Origin of the sequence: Chryseobacterium sp. PTM-20240506 (genome assembly GCF_048296755.1) — a bacterium.
GTDB lineage: Bacteria > Bacteroidota > Bacteroidia > Flavobacteriales > Weeksellaceae > Chryseobacterium > Chryseobacterium proteolyticum.
Genome location: NZ_CP182581.1, coordinates 1,785,578 through 1,803,815, shown reverse-complemented (window position 1 = coordinate 1,803,815; position 18,238 = coordinate 1,785,578). Strand labels below are relative to the sequence as shown.

Annotated in this window: 16 protein-coding genes; 12 read left to right on the top strand and 4 right to left on the bottom strand. The window is 36.4% G+C overall.

Going from position 1 to position 18,238, the window contains the following annotated elements:
* The first annotated feature begins 570 nt into the window (after positions 1 to 570).
* From ACNFU2_RS07845 to ACNFU2_RS07790, 12 genes are all read left to right on the top strand, one after another.
* Positions 571 to 3,588, top strand: a complete 3,018-nt coding sequence (locus ACNFU2_RS07845; protein WP_418124559.1) for a type I restriction endonuclease subunit R — start codon at positions 571 to 573, stop codon at positions 3,586 to 3,588.
* Positions 3,581 to 4,789 carry a restriction endonuclease subunit S gene (locus tag ACNFU2_RS07840; protein ID WP_418124557.1) on the top strand — a complete coding sequence of 403 codons (1,209 nt, stop codon included), beginning with the start codon at positions 3,581 to 3,583 and terminating at the stop codon, positions 4,787 to 4,789. Before ACNFU2_RS07845 ends, ACNFU2_RS07840 begins: the two co-directional genes overlap by 8 nt.
* A gap of 1 nt (position 4,790) precedes the next feature.
* Entirely contained in the window at positions 4,791 to 5,864 is a 1,074-nt protein-coding gene (locus ACNFU2_RS07835) for an AAA family ATPase (protein WP_418124555.1), read from the top strand.
* Positions 5,865 to 5,866: 2 nt separating this feature from the next.
* The gene (locus ACNFU2_RS07830; protein ID WP_418124554.1) at positions 5,867 to 7,486 is read left to right on the top strand and encodes a type I restriction-modification system subunit M; all 1,620 of its coding nucleotides are present in this window, start codon (positions 5,867 to 5,869) and stop codon (positions 7,484 to 7,486) included.
* Positions 7,487 to 7,581: 95 nt separating this feature from the next.
* Complete coding sequence (locus ACNFU2_RS07825) at positions 7,582 to 7,947, top strand: transcriptional regulator (protein WP_418124552.1); 366 nt, start codon at positions 7,582 to 7,584, stop codon at positions 7,945 to 7,947.
* An 83-nt stretch (positions 7,948 to 8,030) separates the two neighbouring features.
* Entirely contained in the window at positions 8,031 to 8,882 is an 852-nt protein-coding gene (locus ACNFU2_RS07820) for a GIY-YIG nuclease family protein (RefSeq protein ID WP_418124550.1), read from the top strand.
* A gap of 52 nt (positions 8,883 to 8,934) precedes the next feature.
* A complete protein-coding gene (locus ACNFU2_RS07815) occupies positions 8,935 to 9,447 on the top strand; it encodes a hypothetical protein (protein WP_418124548.1) in 513 nt (170 codons plus the stop codon).
* A 42-nt stretch (positions 9,448 to 9,489) separates the two neighbouring features.
* On the top strand, positions 9,490 to 9,810 hold the full coding sequence (locus ACNFU2_RS07810) for a hypothetical protein (RefSeq protein WP_418124546.1): 321 nt from the start codon (positions 9,490 to 9,492) through the stop codon (positions 9,808 to 9,810).
* 74 nt (positions 9,811 to 9,884) lie between these two features.
* On the top strand, positions 9,885 to 10,739 hold the full coding sequence (locus ACNFU2_RS07805; RefSeq protein WP_418124544.1) for a helix-turn-helix domain-containing protein: 855 nt from the start codon (positions 9,885 to 9,887) through the stop codon (positions 10,737 to 10,739).
* Between the two features lie 85 nt (positions 10,740 to 10,824).
* Positions 10,825 to 12,030 carry an FAD-dependent oxidoreductase gene (locus ACNFU2_RS07800; protein WP_418124543.1) on the top strand — a complete coding sequence of 402 codons (1,206 nt, stop codon included), beginning with the start codon at positions 10,825 to 10,827 and terminating at the stop codon, positions 12,028 to 12,030.
* 137 nt (positions 12,031 to 12,167) lie between these two features.
* Positions 12,168 to 12,602 carry a MarR family winged helix-turn-helix transcriptional regulator gene (locus tag ACNFU2_RS07795; protein ID WP_345987501.1) on the top strand — a complete coding sequence of 145 codons (435 nt, stop codon included), beginning with the start codon at positions 12,168 to 12,170 and terminating at the stop codon, positions 12,600 to 12,602.
* Positions 12,603 to 12,646: 44 nt separating this feature from the next.
* Positions 12,647 to 14,860, top strand: coding sequence for a DPP IV N-terminal domain-containing protein (locus ACNFU2_RS07790; RefSeq protein WP_418124540.1), 2,214 nt, complete (start codon positions 12,647 to 12,649; stop codon positions 14,858 to 14,860).
* Between the two features lie 62 nt (positions 14,861 to 14,922).
* Here the strand turns inward: ACNFU2_RS07790 and ACNFU2_RS07785 are convergent, their stop codons facing one another.
* From ACNFU2_RS07785 to ACNFU2_RS07770, 4 genes are all read right to left on the bottom strand, one after another.
* Positions 14,923 to 16,095, bottom strand: coding sequence for a T9SS type A sorting domain-containing protein (locus ACNFU2_RS07785; RefSeq protein WP_273648556.1), 1,173 nt, complete (start codon positions 16,093 to 16,095; stop codon positions 14,923 to 14,925).
* A gap of 291 nt (positions 16,096 to 16,386) precedes the next feature.
* A complete protein-coding gene (locus ACNFU2_RS07780; protein WP_273648555.1) occupies positions 16,387 to 16,728 on the bottom strand; it encodes a hypothetical protein in 342 nt (113 codons plus the stop codon).
* A gap of 238 nt (positions 16,729 to 16,966) precedes the next feature.
* Positions 16,967 to 17,440 (bottom strand): N-acetyltransferase family protein, encoded by a 474-nt coding sequence (locus tag ACNFU2_RS07775; RefSeq protein ID WP_418124538.1) that lies wholly within the window; start codon positions 17,438 to 17,440, stop codon positions 16,967 to 16,969.
* Positions 17,424 to 18,191, bottom strand: a complete 768-nt coding sequence (locus tag ACNFU2_RS07770) for a methyltransferase domain-containing protein (protein WP_418124536.1) — start codon at positions 18,189 to 18,191, stop codon at positions 17,424 to 17,426. The genes ACNFU2_RS07775 and ACNFU2_RS07770 overlap by 17 nt, the downstream gene beginning before the upstream one ends.
* Positions 18,192 to 18,238 lie beyond the last annotated feature (47 nt).

Here is an 18,238-nt window from a genome sequence, read left to right as displayed (position 1 = left end):
GTTTTTCAGCTAAAGAGGTTGTTTTCTTTCTGAAAAAATCAGTTTTTCTACGGATTGCTGTTCCTGTTTTGTTGAGTACATTTGTTAGGAATACCCTGGAGTGAACTGATGGTGGGTGAAAGTTTGTTGGAAAATGAAGTTAGCTTTTATCAGTAAAGTTTTCTCAAAACTATAAATATCAAGAACAATACTATATGGATCATGTATACCAACTTTAACCTGCTAAGATCAACGATCAGAGTTTTTTTAAGAAATTATTGCTATTAATAATCAAAATCAATAAAATGTACCAGCACATATGACAAGTCATCAAGGTATAGATACACAGTGTAGGATGTAGGGATGAGTAATTGGTCTAATATTTTTTACTTGTTATTTTTACGATTGCTTTTGCAATAAAAAGATGTCTTTTAATGTAATTATTATCTATTAAAAATAAAGAGCAATTTATAGTTTTAATAATAAATTTATCATAGTTCAAAAACAGTAAGAGTAAGCTCATCAAGAGTCAATCCTTCTATAAATTTAACGTATCTTTGGGGTTTAAACTATTATTATCATTCCATAATAATGACACGAGAAAACCATATAGAAGAAAGTTTCATCACTAAACTTTCAGATTTAAAATATATTTATCGACAAGATATTCGAGATAAAGAAAGTCTTGAAAAAAACTTTCGTGAAAAATTTGAAGCTTTAAACCGTGTGAGGCTAAGTGAGGCAGAGTTTGCAAGATTAAGAGATGAGATTGTAAATCCTGATGTCTTTGCTGCCTCCAAACTATTACGGGAACAGCAATATTTCCAACGTGAAGATGGAACGCCACTTCATTACACATTAGTGAATATTAAGGATTGGTGCAAAAATGAATTTGAAGTAATCAATCAACTGAGAATGGATACTGATAATAGTAACCATCGTTATGATGTTATTATTCTTATTAATGGTATTCCTGTAGTTCAGATTGAATTGAAAACTCTGGACATTACTCCAAGGAAGGCAATGCAGCAAATTGTGGATTATAAAAATGATCCTGGAAATGGCTATACCAATTCCCTGCTTTGTTTCATGCAACTATTTATTGTCAGTAATAAAACCAATACTTATTATTTTTCGAATAATAGAAATCAACACTTTGCATTTAATGCAGATGAACAGTTTCTCCCTGTTTATCAGTTTGCTGATGAAAATAATAAGAAGATTACCCACTTAGATGACTTTTCAGATAAATTTCTATCTAAATGCACACTGGGTGAAATGATTAGCAAATATATGGTGCTGGTAGAAAGCGAACAAAAGCTTTTAGTAATGCGCCCTTATCAGATTTATGCAGTAAAAGCTATTGTAAACTGTATTGAGCAGAACCGAGGCAATGGTTACATTTGGCATACAACAGGAAGTGGAAAAACACTTACATCGTTTAAAGCCTCTACTCTTCTTAAAGATAATCCAGATGTAGAAAAATGTTTATTTGTAGTCGATAGAAAGGATCTTGATCGCCAGACTCGTGAGGAGTTTAATAAATTTCAAGAAGGTAGTGTTGAAGAAAATACCAATACGGAAACTTTAGTAAGAAGGTTACTATCGAATGATTATTCTGATAAGGTAATTGTAACAACCATTCAAAAATTAGGTCTGGCACTTGATGGAAATTTCAGAAAAGAAAATGGCCAAACTTATAAAGAGCGATTAGAACCCTTAAAAAATAAAAGAATTGTTTTTATTTTTGATGAGTGTCATCGTTCTCAATTTGGAGACAATCATAAGGCTATTAAAGAATTTTTCCCAAATGCTCAGTTATTTGGATTTACCGGAACACCAATTTTTGATGATAACTCCACTTATAAAAAAGTAGATGGTGAATTAGCTTCCTATAAAACAACTGAAGATATTTTTCAGAAACTTTTACATCCTTACACCATTACCAATGCAATAGAAGACAGAAATGTATTGCGTTTTCATATTGATTTTTACAAAGGACAAGGAACTGCAAATGCTAAACCTGGCGAAGCTATTGCTCAACAGGCTGTAGCAGAAGCTATTTTGGAAAAACATGATGCTGCAACACATTACAAAAGATTTAATGCTATTCTTGCAACATCTTCTATTAATAATGCAATTGAATATTATAATATATTTAAAACATTACAGGAAAAGAAAAAAGCAGAGAATCCTGATTATATTCCGTTGAACATTGTCTGTGTTTTCTCGCCACCAGCTCAACTAATTGCAAAAAGTGGAGATCAGCAAAGCCAAAAGAATGCTGCAGATGTAAAACAACTGCAGGAAGACCTGGAACAGGAAAAAGCTGATAATCAAATAAATCCTGAGGAAAAGAAAAAAGCTTTGATGAACATTATTGCTGATTATAATAAACAATATGGTACTAATCACAGCATTAATGAATTTGATAGCTATTATCAAAATGTACAAACCCGCATCAAAGATCATAAGTATAGCAATAAAGACTATCCTCACAAGAACAAAATTGATATTGTGATTGTCGTAGATATGCTCCTTACAGGTTTTGATTCCAAATATCTCAATACATTATATGTTGATAAAAATCTGAGATATCATGGCTTAATACAAGCTTTTTCGAGAACAAACAGAGTTTTGAATGATACCAAACCATATGGTAACATTTTAGATTTCCGTTCACAGCAACAGCAAGTTAATAAAGCCATTGAACTTTTCTCAGGAGAAGGTAATGAAAGTAAATCAAGAGAAATTTGGTTAGTAGATCCTGCCCCTGTTATCATAGAAAAATATCAAAAAGCTGTAGAAGCGATGGGCATTTTTATGGAAAGCCAAAATCTGGTGAATGAGCCACAAGAAGTATATAATTTAAAAGGGGATGCTGCTCGTATTAATTTTGTAAAAAACTTCAAAGAAGTTCAACGATTAAGAACTCAACTCGATCAGTATACTGATTTAGATGCAGAACAGAAAGAATTAATCCAAACAATCTTACCGGAAGATACTTTACGTTCTTATCGCGCTTCTTATCTGGAAACTGCTAAACAATTGAGGGAAATACAGCAAAAAGAAGGTGAAAATGCTCCTTTGGGAATTCAACAATTAGATTTTGAATTTGTTCTATTTGCTTCTGCATTGATAGATTACGATTACATTATGGGATTAATCGCTGATAATACAGATCCTAAGTCTAAAAAGCAGAAAATGACCAAAGAGCAATTGATAAAATTGCTAAGCTCCAGTTCTAACCTGATGGATGAAAAGGAAGATTTGACAGATTACATCAACGGATTAGATTGGGAACAGGGACAAGATGAAAAGCAATTAAAACAAGGTTACGAGATTTTTAAAGTTGAAAAGAACGCTAAAGAACTTGCAACTATTGCTCATAAACATGGTTTAGAAACAGCATATTTAAAAACCTTTACAGATGATATTATCAGCCGAATGATTTTTGATGGAGAAAAACTAACGGATCTCTTAGAACCATTAGAATTAAGCTGGAAAGAACGCCGTGTAAAAGAATTAGCATTGATGGAAGACCTTATCCCACAATTAAAAAAATTAGCCCAAGGGCGAGAAATATCAGGATTGACAGCATATGAATAAGACAGAAAATAAATTGGTGCCGGAGTTACGATTTCCTGAGTTTAAAAATAATGGTGAATGGGAACAGAAAAAGTTGGGAGAAATTGGAAAGTTTATTGGTGGAGGTACTCCAGATACAACAATAGAAGACTATTGGGATGGAGAAATTTTATGGTATACTCCGACAGAAGTTAAAAATAGAAATTTAGTTGATAGCAAAAGAAAAATTACATTGAAAGGATTACAAAATTCTTCAGCTAAACTTCTTCCTATAGGAGCATTACTTATTACTACAAGAGCAACTATAGGAGATGTTGGGATTTCAATAAGTCCTTGTACAACTAATCAAGGATTTCAATCACTTGTTGTAAATAAAGATCAAATTAATGTATTTTGGTACTATTGGTTAAAATTTAATAAGAAAGAATTAATAAAACGTTCTTCAGGATCAACATTTCCTGAAATTGGGAAGAATGAAATTACTAAAATAATTGCATCAGCTCCACAAAAATCAGAACAACAAAAAATAGCAGATTGCTTATCATCTTTAGATGAATTAATTACATCACACAATGATAAATTAGAAGCCCTCAAAAATCATAAAAAAGGATTATTACAAAATCTCTTCCCACAGGAAGGAGAAACGGTTCCAAAATTTCGTTTTCCAGAGTTTGTGAATGATGGGGATTGGAAGCTAATAACATTGGGAAAATTAGCAGAGAATTTAGATTCAAAAAGAATTCCTATCACATCAAATCAAAGAGAAAAAGGAAGTATTCCTTACTATGGAGCATCTGGTATAATTGATTATGTTAAAGATCATATTTTTAATGAAACCTTATTATGTATATCTGAAGATGGTGCTAATTTAATTGACAGAAATTATCCAATTGCTTTTACAATAAAGGATAAAACTTGGGTTAATAATCATGCTCATGTTTTAAAATTTCAGAATTACAACACTCACGTTTTAGTGGAGAAATATATTAATTCTATTAATATTCAAGATTTTCTAACTGGAGCTGCTCAGCCTAAACTTAATCGAGGAAAATTGGATATTATTCCAATACCTTTACCACAAAATCAGAAAGAACAACAAAAAATAGCAGAATGTTTATCATCTATAGATGATTTAATTTCCTCACAAACTGATAAAATAGAACAACTAAAAGATCATAAAAAAGGATTAATGCAAAGATTATTTCCTAAAGTAAAAAACTAAAATGAAGAATATCAAAGAAATAGCGATTCAAATAAGTGAAATTCCAGAAACTATATGTTTGATTTATGCTTTTAATGCAACTGGAAAAACAAAATTATCCGTAGCCTTTAAAGACATAACAAAAGAAAATAATGATGGTAATCATTCTGGGGTGTATTATAATGCTTATAGTGAAGATCTATTTGTGTGGGATAATGATGAAGAGCACAATAATGAAAATATAAAGCTTGATATTATTTATAGTTCGTTAAATAAATATCACTCTCTATTATTAGACTCCGATTTACTTGAAGAAAAATTATCTCTTTATCATCCAAGGTATAAATTTAAACTTAATATATATGAAGATGGAGATAGAGAGAAGGGAATACAATCAATTACTTTTTATGTAAATGAAGACACCGAAGAACCAATAAAAATATCAAGAGGGGAAGAAAGAATATTCATATGGTGTTTTTTCTTAGCACTTTTTGAAACAGACTCTTGGTCTGAAGAACAAGATGCACATTTTTTTATTGATGATCCTGTTTCTAGCATGGATGAACATAATATCTTTACAACAGCAGAATCAATTACAAAATTAATTAATGATACTTATCCTAAAAAGAAAATTATTCTCACGACTCACCATATTGGTTTATTTTCAATTCTTGCAGACAGAATGATGAAAGGTCAAAAAAGTGATAAGTACAAATCTGATACAGCTATTTTTTTGCTTGAAAGAAACGCAAAAGGGGAATTAATGTTAAATAAGAAAGGTGGTGCCTTTCTATTTCATCTTCATTTGCTTAAAACTTTAGATCAAGCAGCCAGAACAGAATTATTTTCATATCATTTTGTTCTTTTAAGGCAGCTTCTTGAAAACATATCATCATTTTTAGGGAAAGGGGGAATAGGATATTCATTAAGTCAGATAGAATTAGACGAGGATCCTAATATAATTGGAGACAGAATTCATTCCTTGTCGCATAAAGATTCCTACAAAACACAATCAAATAAAATGTCAGAATATGAAGAAAATCTCTTTAAAGATATTTTAGAAAAAATTATTCTTAAATATAAATTTAAATTCTAAGAATGACACTAAAAGAACAACAACAATTAGGGAAAACCCTTTGGGAAATAGCAGATCAATTAAGAGGTGCAATGAATGCTGATGATTTTAGAGATTATATGCTTTCATTCCTTTTTTTGCGTTATTTATCAGATAATTATGAAACTGCTGCAAAAAAAGAATTGGGTTCAGATTATCCAAAATTGGCAGCAGATGATAACCGAACTGCTTTATCAGTGTGGTATCAAAATAATAAGGAAGATGTAAAAGATTTCGAAAAACAGATGCGTCGCAAAGTGCATTATGTAATTGAACCTAATCATTTATGGAGCAATATCGCTGAAATGGCGAGGACTCATCACACTGATCTTCTAAAAACATTAGATGAAGGATTTCGTTATATTGAAAATCAATCATTTGAAAGCACTTTTCAGGGACTATTCTCTGAAATTAATCTGAATTCTGAAAAACTAGGAAAAACACCTACTGATAGAAATAAGAAGTTATGTACAATTATCTCAAAAATATCAGAAGGTATTGCCAAGTTCTCTACCAAAACTGATATTCTAGGTGATGCATATGAATATTTAATTGGTCAATTTGCTGCTGGGTCAGGTAAAAAAGCAGGTGAGTTTTATACCCCACAAAGAATTTCCGATATTCTTTCAAAAATTGTAATATTAGATAGCCAGGATCCTAAAACAGGACCTAAAAACAAATTAGATAAGGTTTTAGATTTTGCTTGTGGTTCAGGCTCATTGTTGCTTAACGTAAAAAAACAATTAAAAGATGAAAATGATGGGCAGATAGGTAAAATTTACGGACAGGAGAAGAATATAACGACCTACAACCTTGCAAGAATGAATATGCTTCTTCATGGTGTAAAAGATACTGAATTTGATATTCATCATGGTGATACCTTGCTTAATGACTGGGATATTCTTAATGAAATGAATCCAGCAAAAAAAATGGAGTTTGATGCGATTGTTGCTAATCCCCCATTTAGTTTAAGTTGGGAGCCCAATGAAACAACAGCAGACGATTTCCGTTTTAAGAATTATGGTCTTGCACCGAAATCTGCGGCTGATTTTTCTTTCTTATTGCATGGTCTTCATTTTTTGAGTCAAGATGGAACAATGGCAATCATTTTACCACATGGGGTTTTATTTAGAGGAGGTGCAGAACAAAGAATTCGTACCAAACTATTAAAAGATAATAATGTAGATACCGTAATTGGATTACCTTCTAATTTATTCTTTTCTACAGGAATTCCAGTTTGTATTTTAATACTGAAAAAATGTAAGAAATATGATGACGTACTTTTTATCAATGCAAGTGCTGATGGGAATTTTGAGAAAGGAAAAAAGCAGAATCATTTACGTGAGGAAGATATAGAAAGAATTGTAGATACCTATAAAAACCGTGTAGATATTGAACGTTATTCAAGAAAAGTCTCCATGGGTGAAATAGAAAAGAATGACTATAATCTGAATATATCAAGATATGTAAGTACTGCGATAGCTGAAGAAAAAATTGACTTGAAAAAAGTAAATGATAATCTAATTGATATCAACAAAAAGATTAAAGAAGCTACAGAAAAACATAATGCGTTTTTGAAAGAGTTAGGGCTTCCTCTCATTTAAAAAGCTAGAAAATTTTTTATTTCCAAGGTCACTGTAATTATTTAATGAAATATCATATTTTCTTTATATTTGTAAAAACACACAACCCCATCATTATGGAAAAACTAAGAAGTCTAAGAAAGAAAAGAGGATACACTCAGGAATATATGTCTAATATCCTGTCTACGGATGTTTCTAATTATTGTAGAAAGGAGAGCGGCGATGTAAGAATATTTGATGATGAATGGGAGAAGTTGGCAAAAGCGTTAGACGTTCCGGTAGAGGAAATTAAAGAAGAAAGGGTTGCAGCAGTAGTACAAAATAATGATAACTTTAGTGATAATGCTACTGCAAATATTCACTGCAATTACTATAATGTTCCTAATCAGGTAATGGATAATCTACAGGATTACATTAAACTCTTGAAAGAACAGGTTGAAACTTTGAAACAGGAAGTTGAGAAATTAAAATCAGAAAAATAATTTATTCTTATTTTAAAGAATAGAATATAAAAATAAATATTGCCTCAGTGAGGCAGTATTTTTTATTTATAAAAACTATAATTATGAACACATTTGGCAAAACCATTCGGCTATTTTTAGTAGATGGTACTACTAATGGACTTACTACTGCAGAACTTAGTAATTGGACGGGTATTGGGATTAAGGTACCACGTATTAAGATAAGAGAATACAGTAATCGCCCGGAATTCCAGAAACAGGGTGTATATGTATTGCTTGGGAAGGGAGAAAATAATGAAGACACTGCTTATATTGGTGAAGCTGAAATTATGGCAAGCCGTTTATCTCAACATATTGCTACTACTGATTTTTGGAATGAAGTAGTTTTCTTTGGCAGTAAAGATAAATACCTAAATAAGGCTAGTGTAAAGTACTTAGAAAATCATTTATACAATTTAGCTATAAATGCGGGACGTTATAATATTAATCAAAATACGCCTACCCGGCCAGAATTGTCAGAAGCAGAGCAAGCAGAATTAGAAGAGTTCTTATCTAACATTAAAGTGTTGACAGCGTCATTAGGATACAAAATATTTGAATCATTAGAAGAAACAGTTGAACAGGGAAGAGCTACACCTCAAATTTTCTTTTGCAAAAATGGAGCAGGGGCGAATAGTAAAGGAAGTCCATCAACAGAAGGTTTTATTATGTATAAAGATTCTCTTTTGATGATGACAGAACAACCTTCCTTGACAAATAGTATCTCGGCTGAAAGGAGGGATATGTTAATGGAAGGATTACTACAAATAGAAGGTGATTTTTATAAATTAACGAAAGATTACATTTTTACCTCATCTTCAAGAGCTGCGGCAGCTACATTAGCCAGGTCTGCAAGTGGTCCTTTAGAATGGAAAACAGAAGAAGGAATTCAATTAAAATCTTTGGAGACTTTATAATTTATTTTTTGAAATTTGATTTAAATATCCCCTACTATCAATTAAATATTTAATGAGTAACAATCAACTAATTCTAGATATCTTACTAGTAAAAGCAGAAAATGAATGGGTTTCCAAAGAAATTTTTTTCAATACTATTTTTGAAACACTTCTAGAAATAGGAAGAGTTCCGGGAATCTATCAAATAAGAACCAACACGCCAATTTCAATACTTTCTCAATTTGGCGAAAGAGTGGATAAAGCTTATTATAATTTTCAAAAGAAGATAAAAGAATCTCTAGAATTAGGTTCCTTAATTATACCTGAAGATTTAGAGAACGGATATGTTGTTTATACTGGACACCAAGCTTTTCTAAGACAACGTTGCAAAGAACATTTTATTGGAAGTAAAGGAACAGGATGTCTTAATATTTTTGAATTTGAAGAGTTAAGAAACTATAGGTGGTGGTTTGAATATTTGTATGCATCTAGTATTCCTAACTATCATAACTCAAAGCTTTTTAGAACATATTTAGAACAGTTACATAGAGCAAATATAGGATGGCCAATATTATGTAGCCAGTAGATAATATTTAGAAATATTTAGAAAATGAAATAAAGAAACCACATGAATCTACAAGAATTAATCAACTACTTCCGCCAGGGAGGATCCTATAAAGACTTTTGTCAGGAACAATCATTGGATCAGACTTCCGAAGCAATCGAAGTTTATATGGAGCAGCCTTTAGAGCTGAACAATAACCTGGCATTTTTCGAAATTGAGACGACAGAAGGAAGTCTGGAGTTTGTGAAAGATGGGATAAGGTATTACAGCTTATTTGGGTTTCCTTATTTTTTGAATGTGCTTAAGGAAATCAGGGATTCTCAGGAGTTGAGTGATAAAGATGTGGCTGAGCTTTTGTTTGATCATGTGATCAGCAAAGAATGATCTGTTATATTTGTATTCATAAAAAACCGGATCTATTCTAATAATTACTATCTTTAGTTTCACAACCCGATCCCTTGGAAAAGTACTCCAACATATCGCTTCATCACCGCCAGCTGCAGGATTTTGGAATAAAGCTGATGCCTTTGTCCGTTTTATCTGAAAAGGAAACCGGAATTCACCGGGACGATCATTATATGTTTATCCTTCAGCAAAAAGGGGATTTTACCCTTGAAGTAGATTTCAACACTTTGGATTTGAAGGGAGCTTTCCTGTGTTTTGTAGCTCCGGGACAGATTCACCGGTATGTGCATCAGCAGGATACGGAAGGTAGGTTTTTGTTTGTAGATATAGGAGCCATTCCTCAGCATTACCGGGAAGTTCTGGAAACCTATCAGTGGATCCGCCAATCGGTGGAGGTTAGTGAAAGGGATGTCGTCTTTGATATTCCGGCAATACTCGAAAAGATTGATGAAACAGATAGCTTGCATACGGTTTCCGTGAAACAGTCTTTGGTAGAATCGGTTATTGGAATGATGGTTTCCCAGATCATGAAATTTCAGGTTTCGGAGCAGACCAGTACCGGACAGAAGTATACCATTACCCGGCAGTTCAAAAAACTGGTGAAAGAAAATTTTAAAAAGATCAAGCAGGTACAGCAATATGCACAATCCCTTGTCATTACACCCCTTTATCTGAACGAAGCGATCAAAGAAGTAACCGGCTATCCTGCCAGCTACTGGATCCAGCAGGAGGTGTTGCTGGAAGCCCGCCGGCTTTTGTTTTATACCAAAATGAGCGTTAAGCAGATCGCGGTTGAATTAGGCTATGATGATCCTGTTTATTTTTCTAGGTTTTTCAAAAAAGGAACAGGGATGACTGCCCTTCAGTTCAGGTCCCATCACAAAGATTTGTCTCATAAAGACCATTAATCCTCTATAGGAATCCCCTTTATTACCCGATAATTTTGTATCCGTCAATCATCAAAAAACGAGAACGATGAATCATGGATATACAATGAATAGAATACCGGCACAGAAGCAAATACGAATTGCTATTGCAGGTGCAGGATTAGGAGGTTTATGCCTGGCCCAGGGACTGAAAAAGAAAGGAATCCAATGTGTCCTTTTTGAAAAGGACGAAGCGATGAACACACGAACCCAGGGATACCGGATCAGGATCAATGAGCAGGGCAGGCAGGCACTGGAAGATTGTCTTCCGGAATCGCTGTATCAGCTATTTATGAAAACTTGTGCCGCGCGTACCAAAGGACTGAAAGTTTTTACTTCCCATCTTGAAAAAACAGGAAAAGACCTGGTAGATTCCTGGAGTGACGGCATCCGGGAAGTTCCCGATCTGAAGCCCAACCGGCTGACTTTACGGGAAATATTGGTCCAGGGCCTGGAAGAGCAGATTCATTTTGGAAAAGCGGTAACAGATTATCGCAAGCTGGAAAGCGGGGAAGTATTGCTTTCTTTTGCTGACGGAAGCACTTATACTGCTGATCTCGTTATCGCCGCAGATGGCGTAAATTCCCGGATCGGGATTGAATGTTGCGGAGACCAAAAAGTAAATACCGGAAATATAACCATCTACGGAAGGACGTTCCTAACGGATGACAACCGCGAAGCAATTGCTGCTGAATTGCGGACCGGGACTTCTGTGATTCTTGGAGATCAGTTTTCATTAATTGCCGATGCGATGCAGTTTGATTTTTCGAAACTCAATAGTTCATGGGATGCATTAAGTCCGTTGCAGGATTATTTCTATTGGGCCTTTATCGGAAAGCCGGCTGCTTTTGGATGGCCTTTGCAGGATTTCTATACGCTTTCTTCACAGGAGATTTTTAATCATATTCGAAGGGTTACCGATAATTGGCACCCCCAATTAAAAGCCCTCCTGGACTTCGGGGATCAGCAGTCTTTAGTCATGGGCCCGATCAGATCTTCATTGCCTAAAGAAAAATGGGTGTCCGGGAATGTTACGGCTTTAGGGGATGCCGTGCATGCGATGAGCCCCGCCGGCGGAGTAGGAGCCAATACAGCATTCAGGGATGCCGCATTATTGACCGCGAATATCAGTGAAGCCGTTTTCGGCAATACAGAGTTTGCCTTAGCGATTGAAAACTATGAAGATGCAATGAGAATATACAGCAACGAAGCCATTATCATGTCTCTTGAAGGTGGAGAAGTATTGTATGGAAACCCGGTGAATGAAAAATAATCCCGAAAAGAATAATAATAAACCCAGTATAAAGCCTGCCTCTGCAGGCTTTTAAATTTTTATATATTTTTTTACCTGGTATTCATTTTATTTATATATTTGATATATCAATTATATTTATATCAATTAAATAATTAATGATGGCTCAATCGGAACATACTATTTTTTACAGCATAGAGGAATCGATCAAATCTTATCGTCAGTTTGCCCAGAAGCAGATCAATGACAGGGGATTTGACATTACGATCGATCAGGGACTGGTCCTGAGTATAATTAATGAAAATCCGGGAATTGCCCAGAAAGATATTGCGAGGCGGGCTTTTAAGGATCATGCTTCGGTAACCCGCATTATCGAGCTATTAGTGAAAAGGAATTTTTTGAAAAGAGATTCTTTTGAAGAAGACAGACGACGGTTTAACCTCATCCTTACCGGGGAGGGAAAAGATATTTTAAACGATATTCAGCCCATTGTGAATGCAAACAGGAAAAAAGCAGTTGAAGGCATTTCTCCGGAGGAGATTGAACTGCTGAGAAAGCTTGTTAATAAGATTACAGCTAATTGCAGAAGCTGAAACAGTACAGATGAGTTGTAAGGTTCCACATAAAAATCCATTCCATGAAAATTTCGTGTAAACATGCTATCCTGAAGGTGGGTCTTATGATCGTTTTTCTGGTTTCCTTTGCTCATGCACAGGTGAGTGATACCATAACGAGCAAGGGCCGTTACCGGAATTATCTGAAGTTCCATTCCCTGATCCGGGATACCTACATTATTCCGCATTGGTACAAGGATGGAAGCCGCTTCTGGTTTGCGGTGGGAACTCCTGAAAATACAGTGGTCTATGAAGTGGATCCGGAACACAATACAAAGCGTCCTTTTTTTGATCAGGGCCGTTTAAGGAAAGCACTCACTCCATGGTTAGATAAGGAACCGGAAAATAAGGGGTTACCGTTCAGTGATTTTGTTCTTGTACAGGATGATAATGCTGCGGAATTTTTTGTTGAACATAAAAAGTTTAGGCTGTACCTGAGAGATTACAAGATCTTAAAAATTGACGGAAAGGAAGAAGTAAGACAGCCATTGGCAGGCATTATGTCGCCCGACGGAAAACAATCTGTTATTATGAAAGATCACAATATCTGGCTGATTAGCCATTCCGGCCACAAAGAACAACAGCTTACTACCGGCGGAACGGATGATTATCCCTGGACCGTCGAGAATGGGTGCTGGTCAAAAGACGGTAAAAGGCTGCTGTTGAAGAGGTCTGATGGCAGGAAGGTTCATCACTTGCCTGTCATAGATTATTCGGAACCTGAGGAATCTGTGACATACACTGTGTATGCAAAGACAGGCGGGGCTATTGAAATTCCCGAACTTTATGTACTGGACATTGATTCCGGAAACAGCATTACCATAAAAGAAGGTTCCGGCATTCCCCAATATGTATTTCCGGTAGGATGGACACAGGAGGGTTCAGAAATTCTTTTTATGCGCCTGGACCGTCTTGGGAAAAAACTGGAGTTTCTGGCCACGAATCCTGACACCGGAGCAGGCAGGACAATTCTGAGCGAAGAGGCTAAAACCTTTGTATCCGGGTTGGATTTCCTGACCGGCAACTGGAAACGTCAGGTCACCCTTTTGAAGGAGCGCCCTTCTTTTATATGGATGTCGGAACGTGACGGATGGAGACATCTTTACCTGTATAGTATGGATGGAAAACTAGTCCGCCAGCTGACATCAGGAAATTTTCCGGTCACCGGAGTGATCAGAACGAATGAAAAATCAGGACTGATTTACTTCACGGCGAATGCCGAAAAAGAAGTGTATTCTACCAATGTATATCGCGTCGGTCTTAACGGAAAAAATGGTAAAAGATTAACGCCCGCTCCCGGGATCCATACCTATTCCCAGTTTTCACCTTCCGGGAAATATTTTCTGGATACCCATTCCTCTCCGGATACAGCTCCCGCCGTTGAGCTCAGGACGACGGATGGAAAGTGGTTGCAACAGGTTCATCAGGCTGATATCACCAAGCTGCAAAATATAGGGTTCAGGGCTCCTGAAATTTTTAAAGCTAAGGCAGCTGACGGAATTACGGATCTTTATGGAATCATGTACAAACCTTATGATTTCGATCCATCTAAAAAGTATCCTGTCGTAGAAATGGTGTATGCCGGCCCTTTTATCAATATTGTACCGCATCGGTTCGGGCCTACAACATCACTTTCGGTTCAGGCACAGGCATTGGCTCAGCTGGGATATATCACAGTAATGATGGACACAAGAGGAACGGTTGAAAGAAGCAAAGCTTTCCAGGATGCTGTTTACAGGAATATCGGAAGATATGAAATTGCAGATCGTGTGGCTGTTTTCAGGCAGCTTGGGGAAAAATATTCCTATATGGACATGAAGCGTGTTGGTATTTGCGGCCATTCATGGGGAGGCTATTTTGCCATCCGGGCTATGCAGATGGCGCCTGACCTGTACAAGGTCGGCATTGCTTCGGCACCGGGTGAACTGACAGAAGGCGCAGAAATTAATGAACCTTATATGGGACTGCCGGAAGATAATAAAGAAGGATACGAATGGGGAACGAATACCCATCATGCCGCAAACCTTAAAGGTAAATTGCTTCTTATACATGGAACAAGCGATATAAATGCCCCGCTTTCAACAACCATCCGGATGATTGATGCGCTAACGAAAGCCGGAAAAAGGTATGACCTCATCCTGGTTCCCGGAAAAGGACATGATATAGAAAATGAAGACTACGTAAATGATGCAATCCGACGGTATTTCGAAGAAAATCTGAAAAATACAGAGAAATAGAAAAACGGTCGTTGAAGGCATGACCTCAGCGACCGCTTTTTTGAAAAAAATATATCAAGAATTTAATCCTGTATGATAAGCTTTTTGGCATCAGTTACTTTGCCGTCTGCTGTCATTTTATACACATAAGTGCCGGACTGAAGTTCTGACCCGGAAAGTCGTATCGTCCCGTTTCCTTTCTCACGAAGAGGAACAGATTTAATAAGCTGTCCGGAAATATTGTAGATGTCCAGTGAAGCGGTTTTTATATGGTGAGGTAAAAAATACCGGATACTTGTTTCATTCTTTGCCGGGTTAGGGACATTTTGCCCCAGGAAAGGGGTATCCGAAAGGGAAATATCAGTGATGGTATTTTTGCTTACAAGAAGTTGCTTGAGTTCTTCAACAGTATTTTCAAGGGTTTTGATACGGTCTTCAAGCTTTTGAACAGTTTCATCAGAAGGGGCCGTTCTGGAGAGAATTGAGTTGGATACCATGACGTTGCCGTTAGAATCCACAACCAATGCGCGTCCGCTTCCTACGGGCAGATCCTGAAGCCTTACGGTTCCTACGGTATGGAAATTAGCTGTAGGGGCGTTGGTCCGTATTCCTACACTCTGGTCTTTGATCAGCATTGTTGAATTACCGGACATTCCCAGCATAATAGAATAGGGGATGGTATTGGTAAGCTTGGCTCCGCCGGTTCCTGCTCCGATAACGAATGAACGGTTACCGGTAGCTGCAAGGTCGATTCCAAATCCTCCGGAATACTCTTCGGTAAGATCGATTCCCACTCCGAGTGCAAATTCATTATGGTTCCTGATGATGTTCTTCCAACCCAGTGCAACCGATTTGCTGGCATTGTTCAAAACAGCATTATCCTGTCCGCCTACGATATTAGCTCCTCCCGCATTACTGAGGTTATTGGTCCATCCACCAACAATGCTGCTGCCGGCCTGGCCTCCCAAAGTATTGGATATTCCCGCAATAATGCTTCCTTTGGCTTTTGAGGCATTGGTATTATTCGTTGTTTCTACGATAAACGAACCGAATTCATTCAGAAGTGCCTGATTGGGATTTGAAGTGGCGCCGTTTGTTCTCAGATACAGAATTCTGCTGTCTACGGTGCCTACGTAATTGTTGGGTGCAATTCCGCTGTTTCCATTGACCAGCCATTGTTGGGCGCCAGCCATACCCGTTAGAAATACCATAGCCGCTGCTATGCTATTTTTCACGCATAATAGTGATGTTCTCATAAATTTGAGTTTTGATGGTTATTAGTTGTCACTAATTTAGGAAATATTATGGCATAAATAATATTTTAGTCACTTTTGTGGGATGTATTTTATAGGTGTAAGTGTTTGGAATCTAGTACTGAAAGGGTTGTGTTGGATTATGGTTAATATCTATTCTATTTATTTATGTCATCTAATTATCTGTATATTTACTATGTAGAACGTATTGGCCTGGATCTGATCATCAAAAAATATCCTTCAAATTTTTTTTGAAGGATATCATGATAGAGAATTATTAAAAAAATGGTTGCTTTATTGTTTAAGCTGTTCAGCCTTGATATATACTTTGCCCTGATCATCTTTCCAGGAAGGGCCTTTTACATAGATCGAATCACCTACTTCATAACGTTTGTAGGTACTGCCGCTTTTCTGAAGGTTCACAATACTGATCGTTGCCACGTATTCTTTCCCGTCAGCATCCTGAATGGTGGCCATATAGCCGTCTTTTCCATTTTCAATTTTCGTGATCTTTCCTTTTGCTTCGATCGTCATATCTTTTTCCTGATCTCCTGACTGTGCGGATGGCTTTGCCGTACAACTGTTCATGTTGAATATTCCTAATGTTAAAATCGCTAATGCTAGTATTTTTTTCATTGTATGATAGCTTTTTGTTATTATTTTAAGTTTTTTACCTTGTTTTTATTATATTGTTTTCTTGTTCAAAGCCCATACCAAAGCAGGTTTCGAAGTAACATTAGTTGGTTTATATCTTAAATCCGGTAATCCGAAAATCTTGCATCTGTTTTAAAATATTTTTGTCTTTTGATTTAATTTATTTTTTAATACGGTGTCCCATAAGCATATACGATAATTATAAAGTTTCGGATTTATTTTAAATTTTCATTTTAAAGCCTTCGTGGGAAGCGGTGAATCCAAGCTTTTTATAAAACCTGAGTGCCTCAGTTCTTGTTTTATCCGACATCAGCTGTACGACATCAGCTCCGTTTTCTTTAGCCCGTTGAATCACCAGGTGAAACATTTTTTCACCCAAACCCTTTCCCCGCATCGACGAATGGATACGCACAGATTCGATTAATGCACGTTTATTTCCTTTGTGGTTGAGGTATTGAAGGTACGTGACCTGTAGGGTTCCCAAGATCTCATCATCCCGATTGACCAGAACCAGTAAATCCTGATAAGGGTTTTGTTCGATGCTTCTGAAGGCTGAGATATATTGTTCGTTCAGGGGATTCGAAACTTCTTCTCTGTTTTTTCCAAGTACATCATCAGCCAGCATTTCTATAACCGTCTTTAAATCGCCGAATGTTACTTTGCGTAAATTGAGCTCGTTATTTTTTTCTTCCATAGAGTAAGATTCTTTTAAATGCATAAATGGCAGGAAGCTTGGGGAAACTTGTAGCAATGCGGGCTTTAAACTCGTGGGTAAATTCTTTTTGTTGTTCTTCATCCAGCCTTTCCAGATAGGGTATTAAAGCTGAACCGGAAATAAAATTGAACAAAGTATCATGATCTTCCGCAATGATAGGATACACTTTTTGAGAAAGATTTAACTCTTCAATTCCGTTCTCGAATAAGATCTGAGCATATTCATCTATCGTGAGCACTGCAGAAGGCCGGTTCCATCCCTGTAAATAGCTTTTAAAAGGTTCTTCTCCGGCAAGAGCCGTTAAGATCTTATTCAGGGTGTTTCCCGGTTGGTAAGGCATCTGGATGGCGAGCTGTCCGTTTGTTTTAAGTTTTGAGATCAGCTTGGGGAATAACTGAAGGTGATCATCAGACCATTGAAGGGCTGCATTGCTGAAAATAAGGTCCCAGGTTTCATCACTCGTGAGCATCTCTTCCGTGGTGGACATTCTGAAATGAAGCCGGTCATTTTCCAGGGTCTTGGATTTTTCAAGCATTTCCGGAGAGGAGTCGATTCCGATAAACTCGGCTTGGGGAAATTTTTCTGTGAGAATAGCCGTTTGTTCTCCCGTCCCACAACCTAAATCTATGGCCTTCATCGGCGTTTCCCCGGTAATGAGTTCCGCAAGGTCGAAAAAAGGTTTGAAACGGATATTTTTAAATTGATTGTAAACGTCAGGATTCCAAGGCATAACAAATGTTTTTAATTGATCACCTGAATTTAGCTATTCCTGATTAA

What these genes read in the sequence shown, in the direction of transcription:
- ACNFU2_RS07820 (WP_418124550.1), top strand. Translation starts at nt 8,031, where the DNA reads ATGAACACATTTGGCAAAACCATTCGGCTATTTTTAGTAGATGGTACT.
- ACNFU2_RS07810 (WP_418124546.1), top strand. Translation starts at nt 9,490, where the DNA reads ATGAATCTACAAGAATTAATCAACTACTTCCGCCAGGGAGGATCCTAT.
- ACNFU2_RS07800 (WP_418124543.1), top strand. Translation starts at nt 10,825, where the DNA reads ATGAATAGAATACCGGCACAGAAGCAAATACGAATTGCTATTGCAGGT.
- ACNFU2_RS07840 (WP_418124557.1), top strand. Translation starts at nt 3,581, where the DNA reads ATGAATAAGACAGAAAATAAATTGGTGCCGGAGTTACGATTTCCTGAG.
- ACNFU2_RS07780 (WP_273648555.1), bottom strand. Translation starts at nt 16,728, where the DNA reads ATGAAAAAAATACTAGCATTAGCGATTTTAACATTAGGAATATTCAAC.
- ACNFU2_RS07830 (WP_418124554.1), top strand. Translation starts at nt 5,867, where the DNA reads ATGACACTAAAAGAACAACAACAATTAGGGAAAACCCTTTGGGAAATA.
- ACNFU2_RS07815 (WP_418124548.1), top strand. Translation starts at nt 8,935, where the DNA reads ATGAGTAACAATCAACTAATTCTAGATATCTTACTAGTAAAAGCAGAA.
- ACNFU2_RS07825 (WP_418124552.1), top strand. Translation starts at nt 7,582, where the DNA reads ATGGAAAAACTAAGAAGTCTAAGAAAGAAAAGAGGATACACTCAGGAA.
- ACNFU2_RS07845 (WP_418124559.1), top strand. Translation starts at nt 571, where the DNA reads ATGACACGAGAAAACCATATAGAAGAAAGTTTCATCACTAAACTTTCA.
- ACNFU2_RS07835 (WP_418124555.1), top strand. Translation starts at nt 4,791, where the DNA reads ATGAAGAATATCAAAGAAATAGCGATTCAAATAAGTGAAATTCCAGAA.
- ACNFU2_RS07795 (WP_345987501.1), top strand. Translation starts at nt 12,168, where the DNA reads ATGATGGCTCAATCGGAACATACTATTTTTTACAGCATAGAGGAATCG.
- ACNFU2_RS07770 (WP_418124536.1), bottom strand. Translation starts at nt 18,191, where the DNA reads ATGCCTTGGAATCCTGACGTTTACAATCAATTTAAAAATATCCGTTTC.
- ACNFU2_RS07775 (WP_418124538.1), bottom strand. Translation starts at nt 17,440, where the DNA reads ATGGAAGAAAAAAATAACGAGCTCAATTTACGCAAAGTAACATTCGGC.
- ACNFU2_RS07785 (WP_273648556.1), bottom strand. Translation starts at nt 16,095, where the DNA reads ATGAGAACATCACTATTATGCGTGAAAAATAGCATAGCAGCGGCTATG.
- ACNFU2_RS07790 (WP_418124540.1), top strand. Translation starts at nt 12,647, where the DNA reads ATGAAAATTTCGTGTAAACATGCTATCCTGAAGGTGGGTCTTATGATC.